The 17,586-nt window shown below is 65.3% G+C and carries 18 protein-coding genes; 17 read left to right on the top strand and 1 reads right to left on the bottom strand.

Annotation, left to right across the window (positions count from 1 at the left end; all coding sequences use genetic code 11):
* Positions 1 to 42: 42 nt before the first annotated feature.
* The 13 genes from argS (at position 43) to I2H36_RS11400 (ending at position 12,940) form a co-directional block, all read left to right on the top strand.
* Positions 43 to 1,803 (top strand): arginine--tRNA ligase, encoded by a 1,761-nt coding sequence (gene argS / locus I2H36_RS11460; RefSeq protein ID WP_196264038.1) that lies wholly within the window; start codon positions 43 to 45, stop codon positions 1,801 to 1,803.
* A gap of 107 nt (positions 1,804 to 1,910) precedes the next feature.
* Positions 1,911 to 3,284: an SPOR domain-containing protein gene (locus tag I2H36_RS11455; protein ID WP_196264037.1), complete on the top strand. Its 1,374-nt coding sequence runs from the start codon at positions 1,911 to 1,913 to the stop codon at positions 3,282 to 3,284.
* Between the two features lie 73 nt (positions 3,285 to 3,357).
* A complete protein-coding gene (gene nagZ / locus I2H36_RS11450) occupies positions 3,358 to 4,377 on the top strand; it encodes a beta-N-acetylhexosaminidase (RefSeq protein ID WP_196264036.1) in 1,020 nt (339 codons plus the stop codon).
* A gap of 40 nt (positions 4,378 to 4,417) precedes the next feature.
* A complete protein-coding gene (locus I2H36_RS11445) occupies positions 4,418 to 5,218 on the top strand; it encodes a segregation and condensation protein A (RefSeq protein ID WP_196264035.1) in 801 nt (266 codons plus the stop codon).
* Positions 5,219 to 5,231: 13 nt separating this feature from the next.
* Complete coding sequence (scpB, locus tag I2H36_RS11440) at positions 5,232 to 5,951, top strand: SMC-Scp complex subunit ScpB (protein WP_425523302.1); 720 nt, start codon at positions 5,232 to 5,234, stop codon at positions 5,949 to 5,951.
* The gene (locus I2H36_RS11435) at positions 5,948 to 7,072 is read left to right on the top strand and encodes an ABC transporter ATP-binding protein (RefSeq protein ID WP_196264033.1); all 1,125 of its coding nucleotides are present in this window, start codon (positions 5,948 to 5,950) and stop codon (positions 7,070 to 7,072) included. The genes scpB and I2H36_RS11435 overlap by 4 nt, the downstream gene beginning before the upstream one ends.
* A 58-nt stretch (positions 7,073 to 7,130) precedes the next feature.
* Entirely contained in the window at positions 7,131 to 7,373 is a 243-nt protein-coding gene (locus I2H36_RS11430; protein ID WP_181052297.1) for a twin-arginine translocase TatA/TatE family subunit, read from the top strand.
* 72 nt (positions 7,374 to 7,445) lie between these two features.
* Entirely contained in the window at positions 7,446 to 8,006 is a 561-nt protein-coding gene (gene tatB, locus I2H36_RS11425; RefSeq protein ID WP_196264032.1) for a Sec-independent protein translocase protein TatB, read from the top strand.
* The gene (gene tatC, locus I2H36_RS11420) at positions 8,003 to 8,806 is read left to right on the top strand and encodes a twin-arginine translocase subunit TatC (RefSeq protein ID WP_196264031.1); all 804 of its coding nucleotides are present in this window, start codon (positions 8,003 to 8,005) and stop codon (positions 8,804 to 8,806) included. Before tatB ends, tatC begins: the two co-directional genes overlap by 4 nt.
* Positions 8,807 to 8,904: 98 nt before the next feature.
* Complete coding sequence (gene serS, locus I2H36_RS11415) at positions 8,905 to 10,266, top strand: serine--tRNA ligase (protein WP_196264030.1); 1,362 nt, start codon at positions 8,905 to 8,907, stop codon at positions 10,264 to 10,266.
* 3 nt (positions 10,267 to 10,269) lie between these two features.
* Entirely contained in the window at positions 10,270 to 11,031 is a 762-nt protein-coding gene (gene surE, locus I2H36_RS11410) for a 5'/3'-nucleotidase SurE (RefSeq protein ID WP_196264029.1), read from the top strand.
* A gap of 13 nt (positions 11,032 to 11,044) precedes the next feature.
* Complete coding sequence (locus tag I2H36_RS11405; RefSeq protein WP_196264028.1) at positions 11,045 to 11,731, top strand: protein-L-isoaspartate O-methyltransferase family protein; 687 nt, start codon at positions 11,045 to 11,047, stop codon at positions 11,729 to 11,731.
* 168 nt (positions 11,732 to 11,899) lie between these two features.
* Positions 11,900 to 12,940: a peptidoglycan DD-metalloendopeptidase family protein gene (locus tag I2H36_RS11400; protein ID WP_343234439.1), complete on the top strand. Its 1,041-nt coding sequence runs from the start codon at positions 11,900 to 11,902 to the stop codon at positions 12,938 to 12,940.
* Positions 12,941 to 13,026: 86 nt separating this feature from the next.
* Here the strand turns inward: I2H36_RS11400 and I2H36_RS11395 are convergent, their stop codons facing one another.
* Positions 13,027 to 13,902: an ATP-binding protein gene (locus tag I2H36_RS11395; protein ID WP_196264026.1), complete on the bottom strand. Its 876-nt coding sequence runs from the start codon at positions 13,900 to 13,902 to the stop codon at positions 13,027 to 13,029.
* Positions 13,903 to 14,270: 368 nt separating this feature from the next.
* Between I2H36_RS11395 and yajC the strand changes: the two genes are divergently transcribed.
* The 4 genes from yajC (at position 14,271) to I2H36_RS11375 (ending at position 17,586) form a co-directional block, all read left to right on the top strand.
* Positions 14,271 to 14,549 carry a preprotein translocase subunit YajC gene (gene yajC, locus I2H36_RS11390; protein WP_196264025.1) on the top strand — a complete coding sequence of 93 codons (279 nt, stop codon included), beginning with the start codon at positions 14,271 to 14,273 and terminating at the stop codon, positions 14,547 to 14,549.
* 87 nt (positions 14,550 to 14,636) lie between these two features.
* A complete protein-coding gene (gene secD, locus I2H36_RS11385; protein WP_196264024.1) occupies positions 14,637 to 16,244 on the top strand; it encodes a protein translocase subunit SecD in 1,608 nt (535 codons plus the stop codon).
* Between the two features lie 12 nt (positions 16,245 to 16,256).
* Positions 16,257 to 17,195: a protein translocase subunit SecF gene (secF, locus tag I2H36_RS11380; RefSeq protein ID WP_196264023.1), complete on the top strand. Its 939-nt coding sequence runs from the start codon at positions 16,257 to 16,259 to the stop codon at positions 17,193 to 17,195.
* Between the two features lie 4 nt (positions 17,196 to 17,199).
* Positions 17,200 to 17,586 carry an Mth938-like domain-containing protein gene (locus I2H36_RS11375; protein ID WP_196264022.1) on the top strand — a complete coding sequence of 129 codons (387 nt, stop codon included), beginning with the start codon at positions 17,200 to 17,202 and terminating at the stop codon, positions 17,584 to 17,586.

Raw genomic sequence — 17,586 nt, 5'->3', positions numbered from 1 at the left:
CACAGAATTCCAGGGCCAAGGGGCCTTCAGAGACAAAGTACCATGAACATTTTTGGGCTGTTCGAGAAGCGGGTTGCGGATGCGCTTGGCCGGTTGGCCGAAGGGGCTAAGATTCCATCGGGGCTGGACGTCAGCCGCGTGGTGGTCGAGCCGCCGCGCGATCCATCCCACGGCGATCTCGCCACGAACGCCGCCATGGTGCTGGCCAAGGAAGCGCGCATGAACCCGCGTGCCCTGGCCGAGCTGCTCGTCGCTGATCTTCAAGGCGATCCGCGCGTCACCAAGGTCGAGATCGCCGGTCCCGGCTTCATCAACATCCGGCTCAACCCGCAGGTGCTGCACGAGGTGCTGCGCGCCGCCGTCGTCGATGCGAACGGCTTCGGCCGCAGCAGCCAGGGCGCGGGCGCTCCGGTCAACGTGGAGTACGTCTCGGCCAACCCCACCGGCCCGATGCATGTGGGTCATTGCCGTGGCGCGGTCTTCGGCGATGCACTCGCCGGGCTGCTCGATTTCGCCGGCTACAAGGTGACCCGCGAGTACTACATCAACGATGCCGGGGCGCAGGTCGATGTTCTCGCCCGCTCGGCCTATCTCCGCTACAAGGAGGCCCTGGGTGAGGCAATCGGCGAGATCCCGGAAGGTCTCTATCCGGGCGACTATCTCAAGCCCGTGGGCGAAATGCTCGCCAAGCAGCATGGCCGGAGCCTGCTCGACAAGCCCGAGGCCGAGTGGCTTCCGCTCGTGCGCGAGGCGTCCATCAACGCCATGATGGACATGATCCGCAGCGACCTCGCGGTGCTGAACATCCATCACGACGTGTTCTTCTCCGAGCGCTCCCTGCAGCAGGGCAACGGCGGTGAGGTCGCGAAGCTGATCGACGTGCTGAAAGCACGCGCCCTCGTCTATATGGGCCGTCTGCCGCCCCCCAAGGGGCAGAAGGACGAAGACTGGGAGGATCGCGAGCAACTCCTGTTCCGCGCCACCGCGTTCGGCGACGAGGTCGATCGCCCATTGCTGAAGTCGGACGGCTCCTACACCTACTTCGCCTCCGACATCGCCTATCACCGCTCCAAGTTCGAGCGCGGCTTCACCTCCATGATCGACGTCTGGGGCGCCGACCACGGCGGTTACGTGAAGCGCATGCAGGCGGCCGTGAAGGCGGTCTCCGACAACCAGGCCGACCTCGACGTGAAGCTCTGCCAGATGGTTAAGCTCTTGCGCGGCGGCGAGCCGGTGAAGATGTCGAAGCGCTCAGGCGACTTCGTGACCCTGCGCGAGGTGGTCGACGAGGTGGGCCGGGACGCCACCCGCTTCATGATGCTCTTCCGCAAGAACGACGCGACACTGGATTTCGACCTCGCCAAGGTGGTCGAGCAGTCCAAGGACAACCCGGTCTTCTACGTCCAGTACGCCCATGCCCGCTGCGCCTCCGTGTTCCGGCAGGCGGGGGAGGCTTATCCAGGCGCAGACTTCTCGGCGGCTCAGCTCGAGCGGGCCGATCTCTCGATCCTGGGTGACGAAGCGGAAATGGACATCATCCACCGCATCGCCCAGTTCCCGAGGGTGATCGAGGCTGCGGCGGAAGCACATGAGCCGCACCGGGTCGCATTTTACCTCTACGATCTCGCCAGCGCCTTCCATAGCTTATGGAATAAGGGCAAAGACTTGCCGCAATTACGCTTTGTTAATCTAACTGATAAAGAGTCAACACAAGCGAGGCTCGCTCTCGTGCATGCCCTGAAGGGCGTGCTCGCATCTGGTCTCGCAATCCTGGGCGTCACGGCACCTGACGAAATGCGATAGTGTTTCCCAAGGCGGATCAACCGCTTAGGGGGTGATCGCGTCGGGTCCTGTCACGTCGTGCCGGCGGAGCAACAGGTGCTCTTGTCGCGTAACTGGAGATCCGGCGCATGAGCGAATCACCGAAGCCCCGTTTTGCCATCGACCTCAATGAGATCGAGCGGCAGCTCGCCCAGGCGGGCAGCCCGCAGGGCCATCACGCTTCTGCCACGCGGAGCGACCCGCTGGCGGAATTGGCCCGGATCGTGGGGCAGGACGATCCATTTCAATCGATTTTGGCCAATGACGGCGCGTCGCGCCCGCGCCAGCAGGGCGCGTCGGTGGACGACCTTTTTGCCGTCCGCGACACTATGACGCCAGCCGCGCGCGAGGTGCCGGTTCGTTCGCCCGAGCCGGCCTATGCCCGTCAGCCGGCTCATCAGGATCAGGTGTCCTACGAGCAGGACCAGTACGTCAACCAAGCCTATGCCCAGGACTATTACCCGGATCAGGCCGCTCAGTACCCCGACCAGGGTTATGAGGACGCCGACCGCCTCGACTACCCGCCGGTGGAGAAGACCCGATCGCGCAAGGGTCCGATCGCCATCGCGGCCGTGGTCGGCGCACTGGTGCTCGGCGGTGGCGGGGCCTACCTGGCCTCAGGCTCCTCCTCCATCACGGGCGGCGAGCCCCCGTTGATCAAGGCGAACAACGAGCCGACCAAGGTGCAGCCGCAGAATCCGGGCGGGGTCGAGATCCCGAACCAGAACAAGCAGATCTACGAGCGTGCCAACCAGAACGGCGCCACCAAGGTGGTCAACCGCGAGGAGCAGCCCGTCGACGTGCAGCAGGCCGTTCGCATGAACGGCAACGCCGTAGCGGACGCTACCGGCGGCACCATCGGCACCTCGGGCAAGCCGCAGCAGACCGCCAGCCTTAACCTCGGTGAGCCGAAGAAGGTCCGCACGGTCACGATACGTCCGGATGGGACGACGGCCGGCGACGCCCCGGCTCCCCAGCCTGCGGCTCCAGCAGCTATGACTCTGCCGCCCCAGGCCCATTCCGCTCCGATCCAGACGGCTTCCGCTCAACTGCCGGCAGCACAGCCCAAGCCGGCCGCCAGCACCCCGGTGGCGGCTCCGGCCACTCCGGCTCCGGCCCCGAAGCCCGTTCCGGCCGCAGCAACGCCCACCAGCACTCCTGCGCCGCAACAGGTGGCGTCGGTTCAGCCGATGGCACCGGCGGCCGCGGAAACGACCTCAACCGGCGGTTTCTCCGTGCAGCTCGGCACCGCCGGCTCCGAAGCGGCAGCTCAGTCGGTCCTTGCCTCGGCCCAGCGCAAATACGCCGACCTCGGAGGTGTACCCGGGATGATCCGCAAGGCTGAGGTGAATGGCAGCACGGTCTACCGGGTCCGGGTCGGGCCTATGGCGAAGGAGGAGGCCTCGTCGCTTTGCTCCAAGCTGCAGGGCCAAGGCAGCCAGTGCTTCGTGGCCAAGAACTAAAGAACCTTGAACTGAACAAGCTTAGCAGGCGAGATTTCTTGACCCTGCCGAGCAGGGGACGTAAGGCGCGGGTATGAACACCCGCGCCTTTATTGCTGGATGCTCCGGCCTTACACTCACCCCCGACGAGTCTGCCTTCTTCCGGGAAGCGCAGCCCTGGGGCTTCATCCTGTTTCGCCGCAACGTGGACAATCCTGAGCAGGTGAGGGCGCTCTGCGCGTCTTTGAGGGACACGGTCGGACGTGTCGACGCTCCGATCCTCATCGATCAGGAGGGCGGCCGAGTTCAGCGCCTGGGGCCGCCGCATTGGCCGAAATACCCGGCCGGGCGCACCTACGGACAGCTTCACGTCAACGACCCTCTCGTCCAGCGGGAGATCACCCGCCTCGGGGCGCGGCTGATCGCCCATGATCTCCGCTCCGTCGGGATCACGGTGGATTGCCTGCCAGTCCTCGACGTGCCGTCGCCGGGCTCTCACGACATCATCGGCGACCGCGCCTATGGCAAGACGCCCGCGCAGGTGGCCGTGCTCGGCCGGGCTGCCGCCGAAGGCCTGCTCGCCGGTGGCGTCATGCCGGTGGTCAAGCACATGCCGGGCCACGGCCGGGCAGGGGCCGACAGCCACCTGGCGCTGCCGGTCGTCGTGGCCACCCGCGAGGAGCTGGAGCGGCACGATTTCGCGCCCTTCCGGATGCTCACCGACATGCCCCTCGCGATGACGGCCCACGTGGTCTACACGGCTCTCGACCCGGACCATCCCGCCACCACCTCCCGCATCGTCATGGAGGGGATCATCCGCGGCCATATCGGCTATGACGGGCTGGTGATGACCGACGACCTGTCCATGCATGCCCTCTCAGGCTCCTTCCGGAGCCGGACCGAAGCCGCCTTTGCGGCCGGTTGCGACATGGGTCTCCACTGCAACGGCAGCATGGAGGAGATGTGCGCGGTGGCCGAGGCCGCACCGGTCCTTGAGGGCGATGCCCTGCGCCGTGCTAACGCTGCGTTAGGGCGCATCACCCACGATCCTGAGCCTCTGGATCCTGTGGATGCCCGGGCGCGGCTCGATTCCGCGCTTGCGATGATCGCCTAAAGCCCGTGAAGCTTCGCGCCAAGTGAGTTGAGTACCGTCCATGGCAAAGCCCTTACCCTTTGACGACGTCGAGCTGAACGAGCGCGCCGAGAGCGAGCCCGCTCTGCTCGTGGACGTGGACGGGTTCGAAGGGCCGCTCGACCTGCTGCTCGAACTGGCCCGCCGCCAGAAGGTTGACCTTCACCGCATCTCGATCCTGGCGCTCGCCGAACAGTACATCACCTTCATCGAGGCGGCCCGGCGTATGCGCTTGGAGCTGGCCGCCGACTACCTCGTCATGGCGGCGTGGCTGGCCTATCTCAAGTCCCGCCTCCTGCTGCCCGAGCCGCCGAAGGGCGAGGAGCCGAGCGCCGAGGATCTGGCCACGGCCCTGGCCCTGCGCCTGCGCCGCCTGGAGGCGATCCGCGAGGCGGCCAAGCGGATGGGTGAGCGCGCCTGGCTCGGCCGCGACGTCTTCGCCCGCGGCGCCCCGGAGCCGGTGATCATCAACCGGGATTCCCACTATGAGGGGACGCTCTACGATCTGCTCAAGGCCTATGCCCACCAGCGGCAGATGCGGTTCAACGCCAGGGTTTCCCTGCATAAGCGGAATGTCTGGTCCCTGGTCGAGGCCCGGGAAGCCCTGGAGCGCCTCGTCGGGCACCTGAGCGATTGGGTGACCCTCGATACCTATCTTGTGGAATACATGGTCGAGCCGGCCATGCGCCCGACCGTGCTGGCCTCGGCCCTGTCGGCCACCCTGGAAATGGTGCGCGAGGGCAAGCTCACGATGCGCCAGGACGAGGCCTTCGCTCCGGTCTGGGTCAAGCCCGTCGCCGACCCGGCCGAGGCAGGTGTTTAGGATGCTGCCCGACATGCAGGAAGAAGTCCCCGAGACGATGGACAATGAGGCTCCCGAGATCGGCCAAGGGCCCGATCATGTGCCCGATCACGGTGAGGCCATGCGCATCGCCGAGGCGCTGCTGTTCGCCTCCGCCGCGCCGCTGAGTACAGAGGATCTGAGCGGCCGCCTGCCGGAAGGCGCGGATGTGGAGAAGATCCTGCAGGACCTCACCGAGCTCTACGCGATGCGGGGCGTCAACCTCGTCAAGGTGGCGGGGAAGTGGACCTTCCGCACGGCGAGCGACCTGTCCTTCGTGCTGGCTCGCGACGTAGTCGAGCAGCGCAAGCTCTCCCGCGCCGCCATGGAGACCCTGGCGATCATCGCTTATCACCAGCCGGTGACCCGGGCCGAGATCGAAGAGATCCGCGGCGTCGCCACATCGAAAGGCACCATCGACCTGCTCCTTGAGACGGGCTGGATCCGCCTGCGCGGCCGCCGGAAGGCACCGGGGCGCCCGGTCACCTACGGCACGACGCCGGCCTTCCTGGAGCATTTCGGGCTGGATGCCATCGAGGATCTGCCGGGCCTCGAGGAGCTGAAGGGCGCGGGCTTCATCGAAGGCCGCGTTCCCTCCGACTTCTCGGTGCCGGTGCCCTCCGATGCCGATGCCCTGCGAGAGGATGAGGATCCTCTCGAGGACGAGCTCCTGCAACCTCTGGACATGCACCAGACCGAGGCCGGCGAGGAATGACCGACAGGCCAGCCGGCTCCGCCCGAGACCGGTTCCGTCTGCCCCGATGGGGCCAGCGCGGCACGGCGGGCGCCTCGATCCCGGCGCAGCTCACCTTCGAGAACATCGTCCAGGCCTATGGCAGTCAGCGCGCCCTCGACGGGGTCTCGCTCACCATCAAGCCCGGCGAGATCGTCTGCCTGCTCGGCCATTCCGGCTGCGGGAAGACGACCCTGCTGCGCATTGCGGCCGGCGTGGAGGCTCCGACCTCAGGCCGGGTGCTCATGGACGGCCTTGAGGCGAGCGGACCGCGCGCTTTCGTGGAGCCGGAGAGACGCGGCATCGGGCTGATGTTCCAGGATTATGCCCTGTTCCCGCACATGACGATCCTGCAGAACATCATGTTCGGCCTGAAGGACCTCTCGGCCTCCGAGGCCGGGGTCGCGGCCCGCCGGGCCCTGTCCCGCGTCGGACTTGAGCACTACGCCAACGAGTACCCCCACACCCTGTCGGGCGGCGAGCAGCAGCGGGTGGCGCTGGCCCGCTCCATCGCGCCCCGCCCGGGCGTTCTCCTCATGGACGAGCCGTTCTCCAACCTCGACCGGCGCATGCGCGACGCGATCCGCGACGAGACCGTGGCCATCCTGCGGGAGACCGGCGCCACCACCATCGTGGTGACCCACGACCCGGAGGAGGCGATGCGGATTGCCGACCGGATCGTGCTGATGCGGGCAGGCCGGATCATTCAGCAGGGCGAGGCCGAGGAAATCTACCGGAGGCCAGCCAATCTCTTCGCCGCCCGGTTCTTCTGCGACTTCAACGAACTCGACGGCGTGGTCCGAAACGGCCAGGTCAGCTGTCCGGTTGGTGTTTTCCCAGCCCCGCACCTGTCGGATGGCCCCGCCATCGTCTGCGTGCGCCCGCAGGGGGTGAAGCTGAGGCCGGCGGGCTTTTGTCTGCCCGGCCGGGTGGTCTCACGCCGCTTCCTCGGGGAGGTCGATCTGGTCCACATCGACGTGCAGGGCGTCGACCGTCCGCTCCAGGCCCGTGTTCACGATCCCGTTGACGTGAGGGAGGGACAGGATGTGGGCATCGATGTCGATACGAAGGATGTCCTTGTTTTCGCCGCGTCCGACGCATAGGTTGGCGGCAAGTTCATTATCTTAAACGCCGCGCCCTTCGGGACGCAGGAGGAATGCCATGGGTGGCACGAGTATTTGGCACTGGATTGTTGTGGGTCTGATCGTCGTCCTGCTGTTCGGACGCGGCAAGATTTCCGACATGATGGGCGACGTGGCGAAGGGCATCAAGGCCTTCAAGAAGGGCATGTCCGAGGACGACACCCCGGCAAAGCCGGTGCAGCCCTCCGAGCCGGTTCGCACCATCGATCACCAGAACGGCACGACGACCACCACCGTCACGACTGATCACAAGGTCGGCTAAGCTTTCGTCAGACGCCGCTTCATGCAGCGGATCAGTACGCGTGAGTACTAAGGGCAGGTTCGAGGCCACGTCATGTTGGACATGAGCTGGGGTGAGATCATGGTGATCGGCGCCGTCGCGCTGATCGTGATCGGCCCGAAGGATCTGCCGAAGGCCCTGCGGACCGTGGGGCAGATGACCGCCAAGGTCCGCCGCATGGCGGCGGAGTTCCAGGGCCAGTTCAACGAGGCCATGCGGGAAGCCGAACTCGACGAGGTCAAGAAGCAGCTCCAGAGCGTGAACGAGTCCGTTCCATCTCTCAACACGAGCTTCAACCCGATCCAGACGATTCGGGACGAGCTGAAGACCTCCATCGAGGCGCCTGTTGCAAACCCGGAGAAGGCGCCTGAGTCGGAAAACACTCCAGAGGTTGCCCCGGAGATCGTTCAAGCGCCGTCTGACGCTTCGGTGCAGGCCGTGGTCGAGGGACGGGAGCCGGCGCCCGCCGATCCGCTCATCGACCTGCCGCTTCCGCCAACCGTCGATCCGGCAATGGAGATCGCCGAGTCCCTGCGGCGCGAAGCCGAATACGAGGCCCAGCAGGCTGCTCTTGCCGCACAATTGTCAGAAAAACCGGACGCGAAAGTCGGATGACCACTGCCGTTGAACAGGACGAGGTCGAGGCTTCGCGCGCGCCTTTGATCGAGCATCTGACCGAGCTGCGCTCGCGCCTCATCAAGGCGCTGGTCGCGTTCGTCGTGCTTTTCTTCGTCTGCTTTGCCGGCGCGAAATATATCTACAACGCGCTGGTCTGGCCTTACGTCCTCGCGGTCGGCTCGCCCGAGAAGGCGCATCTCGTCTACACCCACGGCCTGGAGTACCTGTTCACCCAGATCCAGGTCGCGGCCTTCGGTGCGGGCTTCCTGGCCTTTCCGGTCATTGCCGTTCAGATCTACAAGTTCGTGGCGCCGGGCCTCTACAAGAACGAGCGCCGGGCTTTCGTGCCTTACCTGTTCGCAACGCCAGTCCTTTTCACGGTGGGCGCGGCCTGCGTCTACTTCATCGCCATGCCGCTGCTCATGCGCTTCTCGGTGGGCATGCAGCAGCTTGCGACCGAAAGCGGCCCGACCATCGAGTTCCTGCCGAAGGTCAGCGAGTACCTGTCGCTGATCATGACCCTGATCTTCGCGTTCGGCATCTGCTTCCAGCTTCCGGTGATCCTGACCCTGCTCGCCCGGGCCGGAATCATCGATTCGCAGTTCCTGAAGGACAAGCGGCGCTACGCTATCGTCATCGTCTTCGTGATCGCGGCGGTTCTGACCCCGCCGGACGTGATCAGCCAGTTCGCCCTTGCGGTCCCCACCTTGCTTCTTTACGAGGCATCCATCTTCTCCGTCCGCATGGTCGAGAAGAAGCGTGCGGAAGCCGAGGCCGCGCGCGCGGCAGAGGAATAGGCGTCAAAGCCTTCACAACCGGCCGCCATCCTTGGCAAGAGTTGAAGGGCGGTCCTGTCATCGGGGCGGGGCTGCCTGACGAAGCAGGTCCTCATCCCATGCACGACATCCGTTCCATCCGCGAGAACCCCGCGGCTTTCGACCAAGGCCTCCGGAACCGGGGCATGGAGCCCTTGTCCGCCCACCTGATTGCCCTCGACGACCAGCGCAAGAGCGCGATCTCCGCCCTGCAGGCCGCTACCGAGCGCCGGAACGCCATGTCCAAGGAGATCGGCCAGGCCAAGGCGAAGAAGGACGAGGCGCGGGCGAGTGAGCTAATGGCCGAGGTGGCCCGGATCAAGGAGACGATGCCGGAGCTGGAGGAGGCCGAGCGTGTGGCCGAGAAGGCTCTCTTCGATGCCCTGGCTGCGATCCCGAACATCCCTAAAGCGGACGTACCGGTCGGCGCCGACGAGCATGGCAACGTGGAGCGCCACCGCGTCGGCACGCCTCGCATGTCGAACAGCGCCAAGCAGCATTTCGAGATCGGCGAGGCGCTCGGCCTGATGGACTTCGAGACGGCGGCGAAACTCTCCGGCTCGCGTTTCGTCGTGCTCAAGGCGAGCCTCGCACGCCTGGAGCGAGCGCTCGGCCAGTTCATGATCGACCTGCACACCGATGAGCACGGCTACACGGAAGTGAACCCGCCGTTGCTGGTGCGCGACGATGCCATGTTCGGCACCGCGCAGCTGCCGAAGTTCGAGGACGACCAGTTCTGGGCCTTCCCAGGCAACTCGCTTGAGCAGGTCGTTGCTGCTGCTCTCGGAGGTCAGCCGCAGGACGCGATCGCCAAGATGATCAAGGATACCCGCTACGGCATGATTCCGACCGCCGAGGTGACGCTCACCAATCTCGTGCGCGAGCAGATCCTGTCCGAGGAAGAGCTGCCGCTGCGCTTTACCGCGCTCACGCCGAGCTTCCGCGCCGAAGCCGGTTCTGCCGGCCGGGATACGCGCGGCATGATCCGTCAGCATCAGTTCGTGAAATGCGAACTCGTGTCGATCACCACGCCGGAGACCTCGGCCGACGAGCACGAGCGTATGCTGACCAGCGCCGAGAACGTGCTGAAGAAGCTGGAGCTGCCGTTCCGCACCATGACGCTCTGCACGGGCGACATGGGCTTCTCCTCGACCAAGACCTACGACATTGAAGTCTGGCTGCCGGGGCAGGGGATGTATCGCGAGATTTCGAGCTGCTCCGTCTGCTCGGATTTCCAGGCCCGGCGCATGAATGCCCGCTACCGCGCCGCCGGCGAGAAGCAGCCGCGCTTCGTGCATACGCTCAACGGCTCTGGCCTCGCGGTCGGCCGTACGCTGGTGGCGGTATTGGAGAACTACCAGAACGAGGATGGCAGCGTCACGATCCCGTCGGTGTTGCAGCCCTATATGGGCGGTCTCACCCGCATCGAGCGTCAGGCTTAAAGCATGCGCATTCTCTGCACCAACGACGACGGCATCCACGCTCCGGGACTGAAAACCCTTGAGGCCATCGCCCGCGCGCTGTCGGACGATGTCTGGGTCGTCGCGCCCGAGACCGATCAGAGCGGCGTCGCCCACTCGCTCTCCCTCAACGATCCCCTGCGTCTGCGCGAGATTTCCGACCGGCACTTCGCCGTCAGAGGCACGCCCACCGATTGCGTGATCATGGGCGTGCGCCACCTCATGCGGGATGCCAAGCCCGATCTCGTGCTCTCCGGCGTGAACCGTGGGCAGAACGTGGCCGAGGACGTGACCTATTCCGGCACAGTGGCTGGCGCCATCGAAGGCACGATCCTCGGCGTTCCGTCCATTGCGCTCTCCCAGGCTTACGGCCCCTCGACGCGTGATGCGCCGCGCTGGCAATGCGCCGAGCATCACGGCCCCAAGGTCGTTCGCAGGATTCTTGAGGCCGGAATCGACAAGGGCATTCTCGTCAACGTGAACTTCCCTGATTGCGAGCCGGATGAGGTCGAGGGCACGGCACTCGTCAATCAGGGCCAGCGCACGCAGGAGCTTCTGCGCCTCGACGAACGCCGCGACGGGCGCGGCAACCCTTACTTCTGGATTGCCTTCGAGCGTCGTCCGTTCACGCCCGGCAATGGTACCGATCTCTGGGCCATCGCCAACCGGCGCATCGCCGTCACTCCGTTGCGCATCGACATGACCGACGAGCCGACCCTGACCCGCTACGCGCAGGCCTTCGGCTGAGGATGCGGATCCGATGAACCAGGATCTGCCTTACCTGCCAGAGGCGGACGATGTCCGCGGCGAGCAGGCGGCGATTGGGGCTGCGTCCTTCATCCTGTCGTTGCGGGCCAAAGGCATCCGCGACACGGCCCTCCTGCGAGCCATGGAGCTCGTGCCGCGCGAGATTTTCGCCCCGCGTCGCTTCACCGATCTCGCCCGCACTGACGTCGCCCTGCCGCTGCCCTGCGGCCAGACGATGACCGGCCCTGCGACGGTGGCCGCCATGCTGCTGGCGCTGGGCGTGCAGCCCGGCCAGCGGGTGCTGGAGGTCGGCACAGGCAGCGGCTACGTGACGGCGCTTCTGGCGCGCCTTGGAGCGGAGGTCACGAGCGTTGAGCGCTTCAACACTCTGGCGGCCGCGGCAGCACAGCACCTCAAGATCGTCGAAGCCGGTAAGGTTCGCCTGGAAGTGGGAGACGGGCTTGCCGCGCGGGTGCGCGACCGGTTCGACCGTATTCTGCTGAACGGCGCGCGCCCGGAGCTTCCGGAAGCGCTGATGCCGCTCCTGGGATCCGGGGGGCGCCTCGTGGGTACGCTGACCGTCGAGGGTATGCCCCGTCTCGTAAAGATCGAGCGCGATGCCGACGGAGAAATGACGCAGAGCCTTGGTGCCTCCTTGCGAATTTCGCCCCTCGTCACCGGCATTGCGGCAACTCTCTGACTGATTCGAAAAATTTTTGGACACGGTTACAACAATCTGCGTGCCATCAACCGTTGCTTAACCTGAACAGGCTTTTAATGGCTCCATCGAGTTGCGTTCGGTTGGGGTTGAGTGATGCGTTTGCGTGTGAGTTCTGGACATTGGGCTGCGGTGTCTCGGATCGCCCTGGTGGCTTTGATCGGGAGTGCCGCTGCGGCATGCAGTACCGATAGCGCGCGGTTCGCGGAGAACCCCTTCTCCAATCCATTCGCCGCCAGCGAGCGCATGGACACTGGCGCAACGGCTTCGTCGCAGCCTCAGGCTTCCCCATCCTACGCGGCCGCCCCGATGCCGACCGCTTCGGTCCACGCCCAGTCCCTGCCGCCGGTGCAGGCCCAGCCTCTGTCGCAGCCGACCCGCATCGCCTCGGCTCCCGCATCCGTTCAGCCGCGCCCTATGCCGGCCGTCCAGACCGCGTCCGCCCAGCCTGCATCTCAGCCCAAGTTCCGCCTCGTCGACACGTCCAAGGTGCCGGCCGCCTCGACACCTGTCGCTGCCGCCGAACCCGCCCGACGTGTTCGCCCCGGCATGGCCACGACGGCGCAGGCGCCGGCCCCCGCTGCTCCGGCTGCTAAGTCGGCCCCAATGCAGGTCGCCTCGGCCGTCGATGAGCCTCTCGTCACAGCTCCGAAGCCGCTCGTCTCCGCGCCGAAGCCGGTCGTCGAGCAGCCCAAGGTGGCGGCGCTCACCCAGCCTGAGGCGGTGAAGAACGTCGCCCCGGTGCCGGCGGCTCCTGCCCCTGCAGCGCAACCGGAAACCGCCAAGGCTCCCGCGCCGGAGCCCGAGGCGACCGCCAGCGTGTCGGGTGATTTCCGCTGGCCGGCTCGCGGCCGCGTCATCGCCGGGTTCGGCGCCAACGGCGGCAATGAGGGCATCAACATCGCCGTTCCCGAAGGCACGCCGGTGAAGGCGACTGAGGCCGGCACGGTGACCTATGCGGGCAGCGAGGTGAAAGGCTACGGCAACCTCGTCCTGATCAAGCATGAGAATGGCTTCGTCTCGGCCTATGCCCACAATGGCTCGCTGAACGTGAAGCGTGGCGAGCAAGTGAAGCGCGGCCAAGTGATCGCGACCTCCGGCCAGACCGGCAACGTGACCTCGCCGCAGCTGCACTTCGAGATCCGCAAGGGAGCCCAGCCCGTCGATCCGCTGAAGCATCTGGGCGGCTGATCACGGAAAAAGTTTAGGCCGGATCTCAACTTCGAGGCCGGTCAAATGAGGGGACGGTGGAGCTCAGCCACCGTCCCTTTGTCGTTTCAGATCGCCTTACCCAGGCGTCCCGCCAGATCCTGGATGAACTGCCAGGCCGTGCGGCCCGAGCGGGCGCCGCGGGTGGTCGCCCATTCGAGGGCTTCCGCGCGGATCGCGTCCCGGTCGGCCTGCAGGCCTAGATGGTCGACATAGCCGAAGACCATGTCGAGATACTCGTCCTGGCTGCATTTGTGAAAGCCGAGCCAGAGGCCGAAGCGGTCGGAGAGCGAGACCTTTTCCTCGATGGCCTCTCCTGGATTGATCGCCGTCGAACGCTCGTTCTCCATCATGTCGCGCGGCAGCAGGTGGCGGCGGTTGGACGTGGCGTAGAAGATCACGTTATCCGGACGACCCTCGATTCCGCCCTCCAGTACGGCCTTGAGCGACTTGTAGGAGGTGTCGTCCGCGTCGAAGGACAGGTCGTCGCAGAATACAATGAAGCGGTGCGGGTCGCCCCTGAGCAGCCCCATGAGGTCGGGCAGGGTCTCGATGTCCTCTCGGTGGATCTCGATGAGCTTCAGGGGGCGGGAGCCGTCGGGCCGCGTGTGGTTGATTTCCGCATGGACCGCCTTGACGAGGGACGACTTGCCCATGCCCCGGGCGCCCCAGAGCAGGGCGTTGTTGGCCGGCAGCCCCCTTGCGAAGCGCCCGGTGTTCTCGGCGAGCTGGTCCCGCACCCGGTCGATGCCCCGCAGGAGGCTCATCTCGACCCGGTTCACCTTTGGCACCGGAGAGAGCCTTCGCCCTGCCGCCTGCCAGACGAAAGCGTCCGCCGCCGTCACATCAGCGTGAGCGGTGCTAAAGGGCGCAAGACGCTCCAGGGCATCGGCAATGCGGGCCAGAAGAGCCAGGGACTCAGGGGAATTCAGGTCTGCAGACATAAGAAACAGTGCCATCCGCGGTGGGTGAGGAGTTTGCTTAGCGCAAAAAGCGTCAAACGGTCCATGGAAGGAGCCTTGGGAAAGCGAGCATCGGACCCAAAAGTGGGAGCCACTTTTGGGGTTAATCCGATGCTTTCTTCCTAGAAAGGCATATCGTTGGGCGCGGAAAACCGGGGCCACTTTTCCGCACGATATGCCTGCAACTTCATTGATTTCGCGGAGTCGATGGGTATAGTCCGCCACGCTTTGTATCCCGTCCGGCGCGGGTAGGCCTGAAAAGGGCCTGCCACGCGCCTTTATCCATGGAGAGCCGCTTGTTCATTTCACCCGCCTACGCACAAGGGGCCCCCGCGGGGGGCGGAATGGAGATGATCCTTCAATTCGTCCCGTTCATCCTCATATTCGTCATCATGTGGTTCCTGATCATCCGGCCCCAGCAGCGCCGGGTGAAGACCCACCAGGAGATGATCAAGAACGTGCGCCGCGGCGACACCGTCGTCACCTCCGGCGGCATCATCGGCAAGGTGACCAAGGTGACCGAGGATGCGGCCGACATCGAGGTCGAGATCGCCGACGGCGTGAAGGTGAAGGTGGCCCGGGCCATGATCTCCGACGTCCGCTCCAAGAGCGAGCCGGTCAAGGCCTGAGTGAGACAAGGCCGGCCCCTCCGTGCGCGGGTAGGCCGGTCCGCCGCAGCCCGCTGCGGCAAAAGAGTGTGAAAGGTTGAGCTGACGATGCTGCGCTTCTCGAGACCGAAGATCATCGCCACGGTGGGGATCATCCTGATCGGCCTGCTCCTGGCGGTTCCGAGCACCATGACCCGCGAGCAGCGTCAGGCCTTCCGGAATGCCATTCCGAGCTGGGTGCCGTCCTGGATCGTGCCGTCCCGCGCCATCGTGCTGGGTCTCGACCTGCAGGGCGGGTCCCACGTTCTGCTCGAGGTCGATGCCCAGGACCTGATGCGAACGCAGGTCACGACCCTGCGTGACGACGTCCGCCGCATCCTGCGCGATACCCGCGTCTCATCTCAGAACGGCATTCAGACAGTGCAGCGCGGTGTCCAGATCCGCGTGCCGGATGCGGCCGACCGCGAGCGGCTCCTGCCGCGCCTGCGGGAGCTGTCGCAGCCGACCGGCAATGCCGTGCTCGGCCAGGCTGGCGGCAACTCCATCGAGATCAACACGACCCCTGACGGCGTGATCACGCTGGCCTATACGGAAATCGGCGTCAACGAGCGCGTGCGCCGCGCCGTCGACCAGTCCATCGAGGTCATCCGCCGCCGCATCGATTCCACCGGCACGACTGAGCCGAGCATCCAGCGCCAGGGCGCCGACCGCGTTCTCGTCCAAGTGCCCGGCCTGCAGGATCCGCAGCAGCTCAAGGCGCTGCTCGGCGAGACCGGCAATCTCGAGTTCCGTTTGCTTGCGCAACAAGGCGCCACCGACGTGGATATGCTGCCCATGCAGGATGCCGGCGGCCAGCGGGTTCCTGTCGAGCGCCGCATCATCGCCGAGGGCGGCGACCTGACCGATGCGCAGCCGGCCTTCGATTCTCAAACCCGTCAGCCCATCGTCAATTTCCGCTTCAACATTCGCGGCGCGCAGCGCTTCGGACAGGCAACGACGGAGAACCTCGGGCGCCAGCTCGCCATTGTGCTCGACAATCAGGTGATCTCGGCTCCGACGATCCAGTCGCCCATCACCGGCGGTTCCGGCCAGATCTCCGGCAACTTCACGGTCGAGCAGGTCAACAATCTCGCTGTGCTGCTCCGCTCCGGCGCGCTGCCGGCCAAGCTCACCATCGTCGAGGAGCGCACCGTCGGTCCCGGCCTCGGACGCGACTCCATCGAAGCCGGCAAGATGGCCACCTATGTGGCGGCGATCTTCGTCGTGATCTTCATGTTCGCGACCTATGGCGTGTTCGGTCTCATCGCGAATATCGCCCTGCTGGTTCACGTCGGTCTGATCTTTGGACTCATGTCGGCGCTGGAGGCAACGCTCACCCTGCCGGGCATCGCCGGTATCGTGCTGACCATCGGTACGGCGGTAGACTCGAACGTGCTCATCTACGAGCGCATCCGGGAAGAGGTCCATGCCGGGCGGTCCATCGTTTCGGGCATCCAGGCAGGCTTCGACCGGGCTTTTGCCACCATCGTCGATTCCAACAGCACCATGGCGATTGCCGCCGTGATCCTGTTCTTCCTCGGCTCAGGTCCCGTGCGCGGCTTCGCGGTCGTGTTCATTCTCGGCATCCTGACGACGGTGATCACCGCCGTCACCCTGACGCGCATGATGATTGCGCTCTGGTATCAGTGGATGCGTCCCAAAGTTCTTCCGTTTTAAGGAGTGCGTATCGTGCGCCTCGTTCGCCTCTGGCCCGAAAACTCCCATTTCGACTTCATGCGCTTCAGGCGCTTCTCATTTCCGTTGTCGGCTCTTGTCTCGGTCGCAACGGCGATCATGCTCCTGACCATCGGACTCAACTTCGGCATCGACTTCAAGGGCGGTACGCTCATGGAGATCCAGGCCAAGTCCGGTCAGGCCAATGTCGCCCAGATCCGCCAGACCGCCGAGAGCTTCGGCTTCGGTGATGTGGAGGTGCAGGAGTTCGGCACGGCCGGCGAGGTCTCCCTGCGCTTCCCCATCCAAGCCGGGGGAGAGTCCGCGCAGACGGCCGTGGTGCAGAAGGCGCGCGATACCTTCAGCAATGAGTACGATTTCCGTCGCGTCGAGACGGTCGGTCCGCGCGTGTCGGGCGAACTTGTCCAGTCCGGCACCATCGGCATCGTGCTCTCGGTGATCGCGGTTCTGTTCTATCTCTGGTTCCGCTTCGAGCGCGAGCTGGCGGTGGCGTCCATCATCGGCACGCTGCACGACATCGTGCTCACCATCGGCTTCTTCGTGATTACGCGGCATGAGTTCAACATGACGTCGATCGCCGCGATCCTGACCATCGTGGGCTATTCGCTCAATGAAACCGTGGTGGTGTTCGACCGGACCCGCGAGCTGATGCGTCGCTACAAGACGATGCCGGCGGAAGAGCTGCTGAACCTGTCGATCAACACCACCATGTCCCGGACCATCATGACGGCGACCACCACGGCGCTGTCGCTTCTGGCGCTGGTGCTGTTCGGCGGCCAGGCGATCCAGGGCTTCGCGCAGGTCATGCTCTACGGCGTCGTCATCTGTACGTATTCGGCCATCTGCATCTCGTCTCCCATGCTGATCTATATCGGCCTGCGCGGATCGGAGAGCGTGAAGGTTTCGGAGGGCAGGGCCGCCGCTGCGGAGTAAGGTCATGAGCTCTGGCCGCGTCTATGACGGGTTCCTGCCGGGCCGCTACCCGCTCGATGCCTATGGCAATGGCGGCTTCCGCTTCGCGGACATGTCCCATCGCGGCTCCTTGCTCGCGCTGCCGTCCGGCATCAAGGCTTGGCCGGTCGCGTCCATGGCCGATCTGACGGACGAGGCGCTCAATCCGATCTTCGCCGAGGGCGATGCCCTTGAGCTCCTGCTGTTCGGCACGGGTATCGACATCGCGGCGCTGCCGGCTGCGTTCCGCACGCGATTCCGCGAGGCAGGGATCGGGCTCGACGTGATGCAGACCGGGGCGGCTGCGCGCACCTACAACATCCTGCTCGCGGAAAACCGCAAGGTTGGCGCCGCCCTGATCGCCGTTCTTTAA

This window comes from Microvirga terrestris, from assembly GCF_015694425.1.
Classification (GTDB): domain Bacteria; phylum Pseudomonadota; class Alphaproteobacteria; order Rhizobiales; family Beijerinckiaceae; genus Microvirga; species Microvirga terrestris.
Note: the sequence above shows the minus strand (reverse complement) of the source record. Positions and strands in the feature narration are given on the sequence as shown.

Excerpts from the sequence above, each read along its gene's own strand:
- I2H36_RS11445 (WP_196264035.1), top strand. The coding sequence starts at position 4,418 with ATGGCAAAGCCCTTACCCTTTGACGACGTCGAGCTGAACGAGCGCGCC.
- secD (WP_196264024.1), top strand. The coding sequence starts at position 14,637 with ATGCTGCGCTTCTCGAGACCGAAGATCATCGCCACGGTGGGGATCATC.
- I2H36_RS11455 (WP_196264037.1), top strand. The coding sequence starts at position 1,911 with ATGAGCGAATCACCGAAGCCCCGTTTTGCCATCGACCTCAATGAGATC.
- serS (WP_196264030.1), top strand. The coding sequence starts at position 8,905 with ATGCACGACATCCGTTCCATCCGCGAGAACCCCGCGGCTTTCGACCAA.
- I2H36_RS11430 (WP_181052297.1), top strand. The coding sequence starts at position 7,131 with ATGGGTGGCACGAGTATTTGGCACTGGATTGTTGTGGGTCTGATCGTC.
- argS (WP_196264038.1), top strand. The coding sequence starts at position 43 with ATGAACATTTTTGGGCTGTTCGAGAAGCGGGTTGCGGATGCGCTTGGC.
- scpB (WP_425523302.1), top strand. The coding sequence starts at position 5,232 with ATGCAGGAAGAAGTCCCCGAGACGATGGACAATGAGGCTCCCGAGATC.
- tatB (WP_196264032.1), top strand. The coding sequence starts at position 7,446 with ATGTTGGACATGAGCTGGGGTGAGATCATGGTGATCGGCGCCGTCGCG.
- I2H36_RS11435 (WP_196264033.1), top strand. The coding sequence starts at position 5,948 with ATGACCGACAGGCCAGCCGGCTCCGCCCGAGACCGGTTCCGTCTGCCC.
- nagZ (WP_196264036.1), top strand. The coding sequence starts at position 3,358 with ATGAACACCCGCGCCTTTATTGCTGGATGCTCCGGCCTTACACTCACC.
- yajC (WP_196264025.1), top strand. The coding sequence starts at position 14,271 with ATGATCCTTCAATTCGTCCCGTTCATCCTCATATTCGTCATCATGTGG.
- surE (WP_196264029.1), top strand. The coding sequence starts at position 10,270 with ATGCGCATTCTCTGCACCAACGACGACGGCATCCACGCTCCGGGACTG.
- tatC (WP_196264031.1), top strand. The coding sequence starts at position 8,003 with ATGACCACTGCCGTTGAACAGGACGAGGTCGAGGCTTCGCGCGCGCCT.
- I2H36_RS11395 (WP_196264026.1), bottom strand. The coding sequence starts at position 13,902 with ATGTCTGCAGACCTGAATTCCCCTGAGTCCCTGGCTCTTCTGGCCCGC.
- I2H36_RS11375 (WP_196264022.1), top strand. The coding sequence starts at position 17,200 with ATGAGCTCTGGCCGCGTCTATGACGGGTTCCTGCCGGGCCGCTACCCG.
- I2H36_RS11405 (WP_196264028.1), top strand. The coding sequence starts at position 11,045 with ATGAACCAGGATCTGCCTTACCTGCCAGAGGCGGACGATGTCCGCGGC.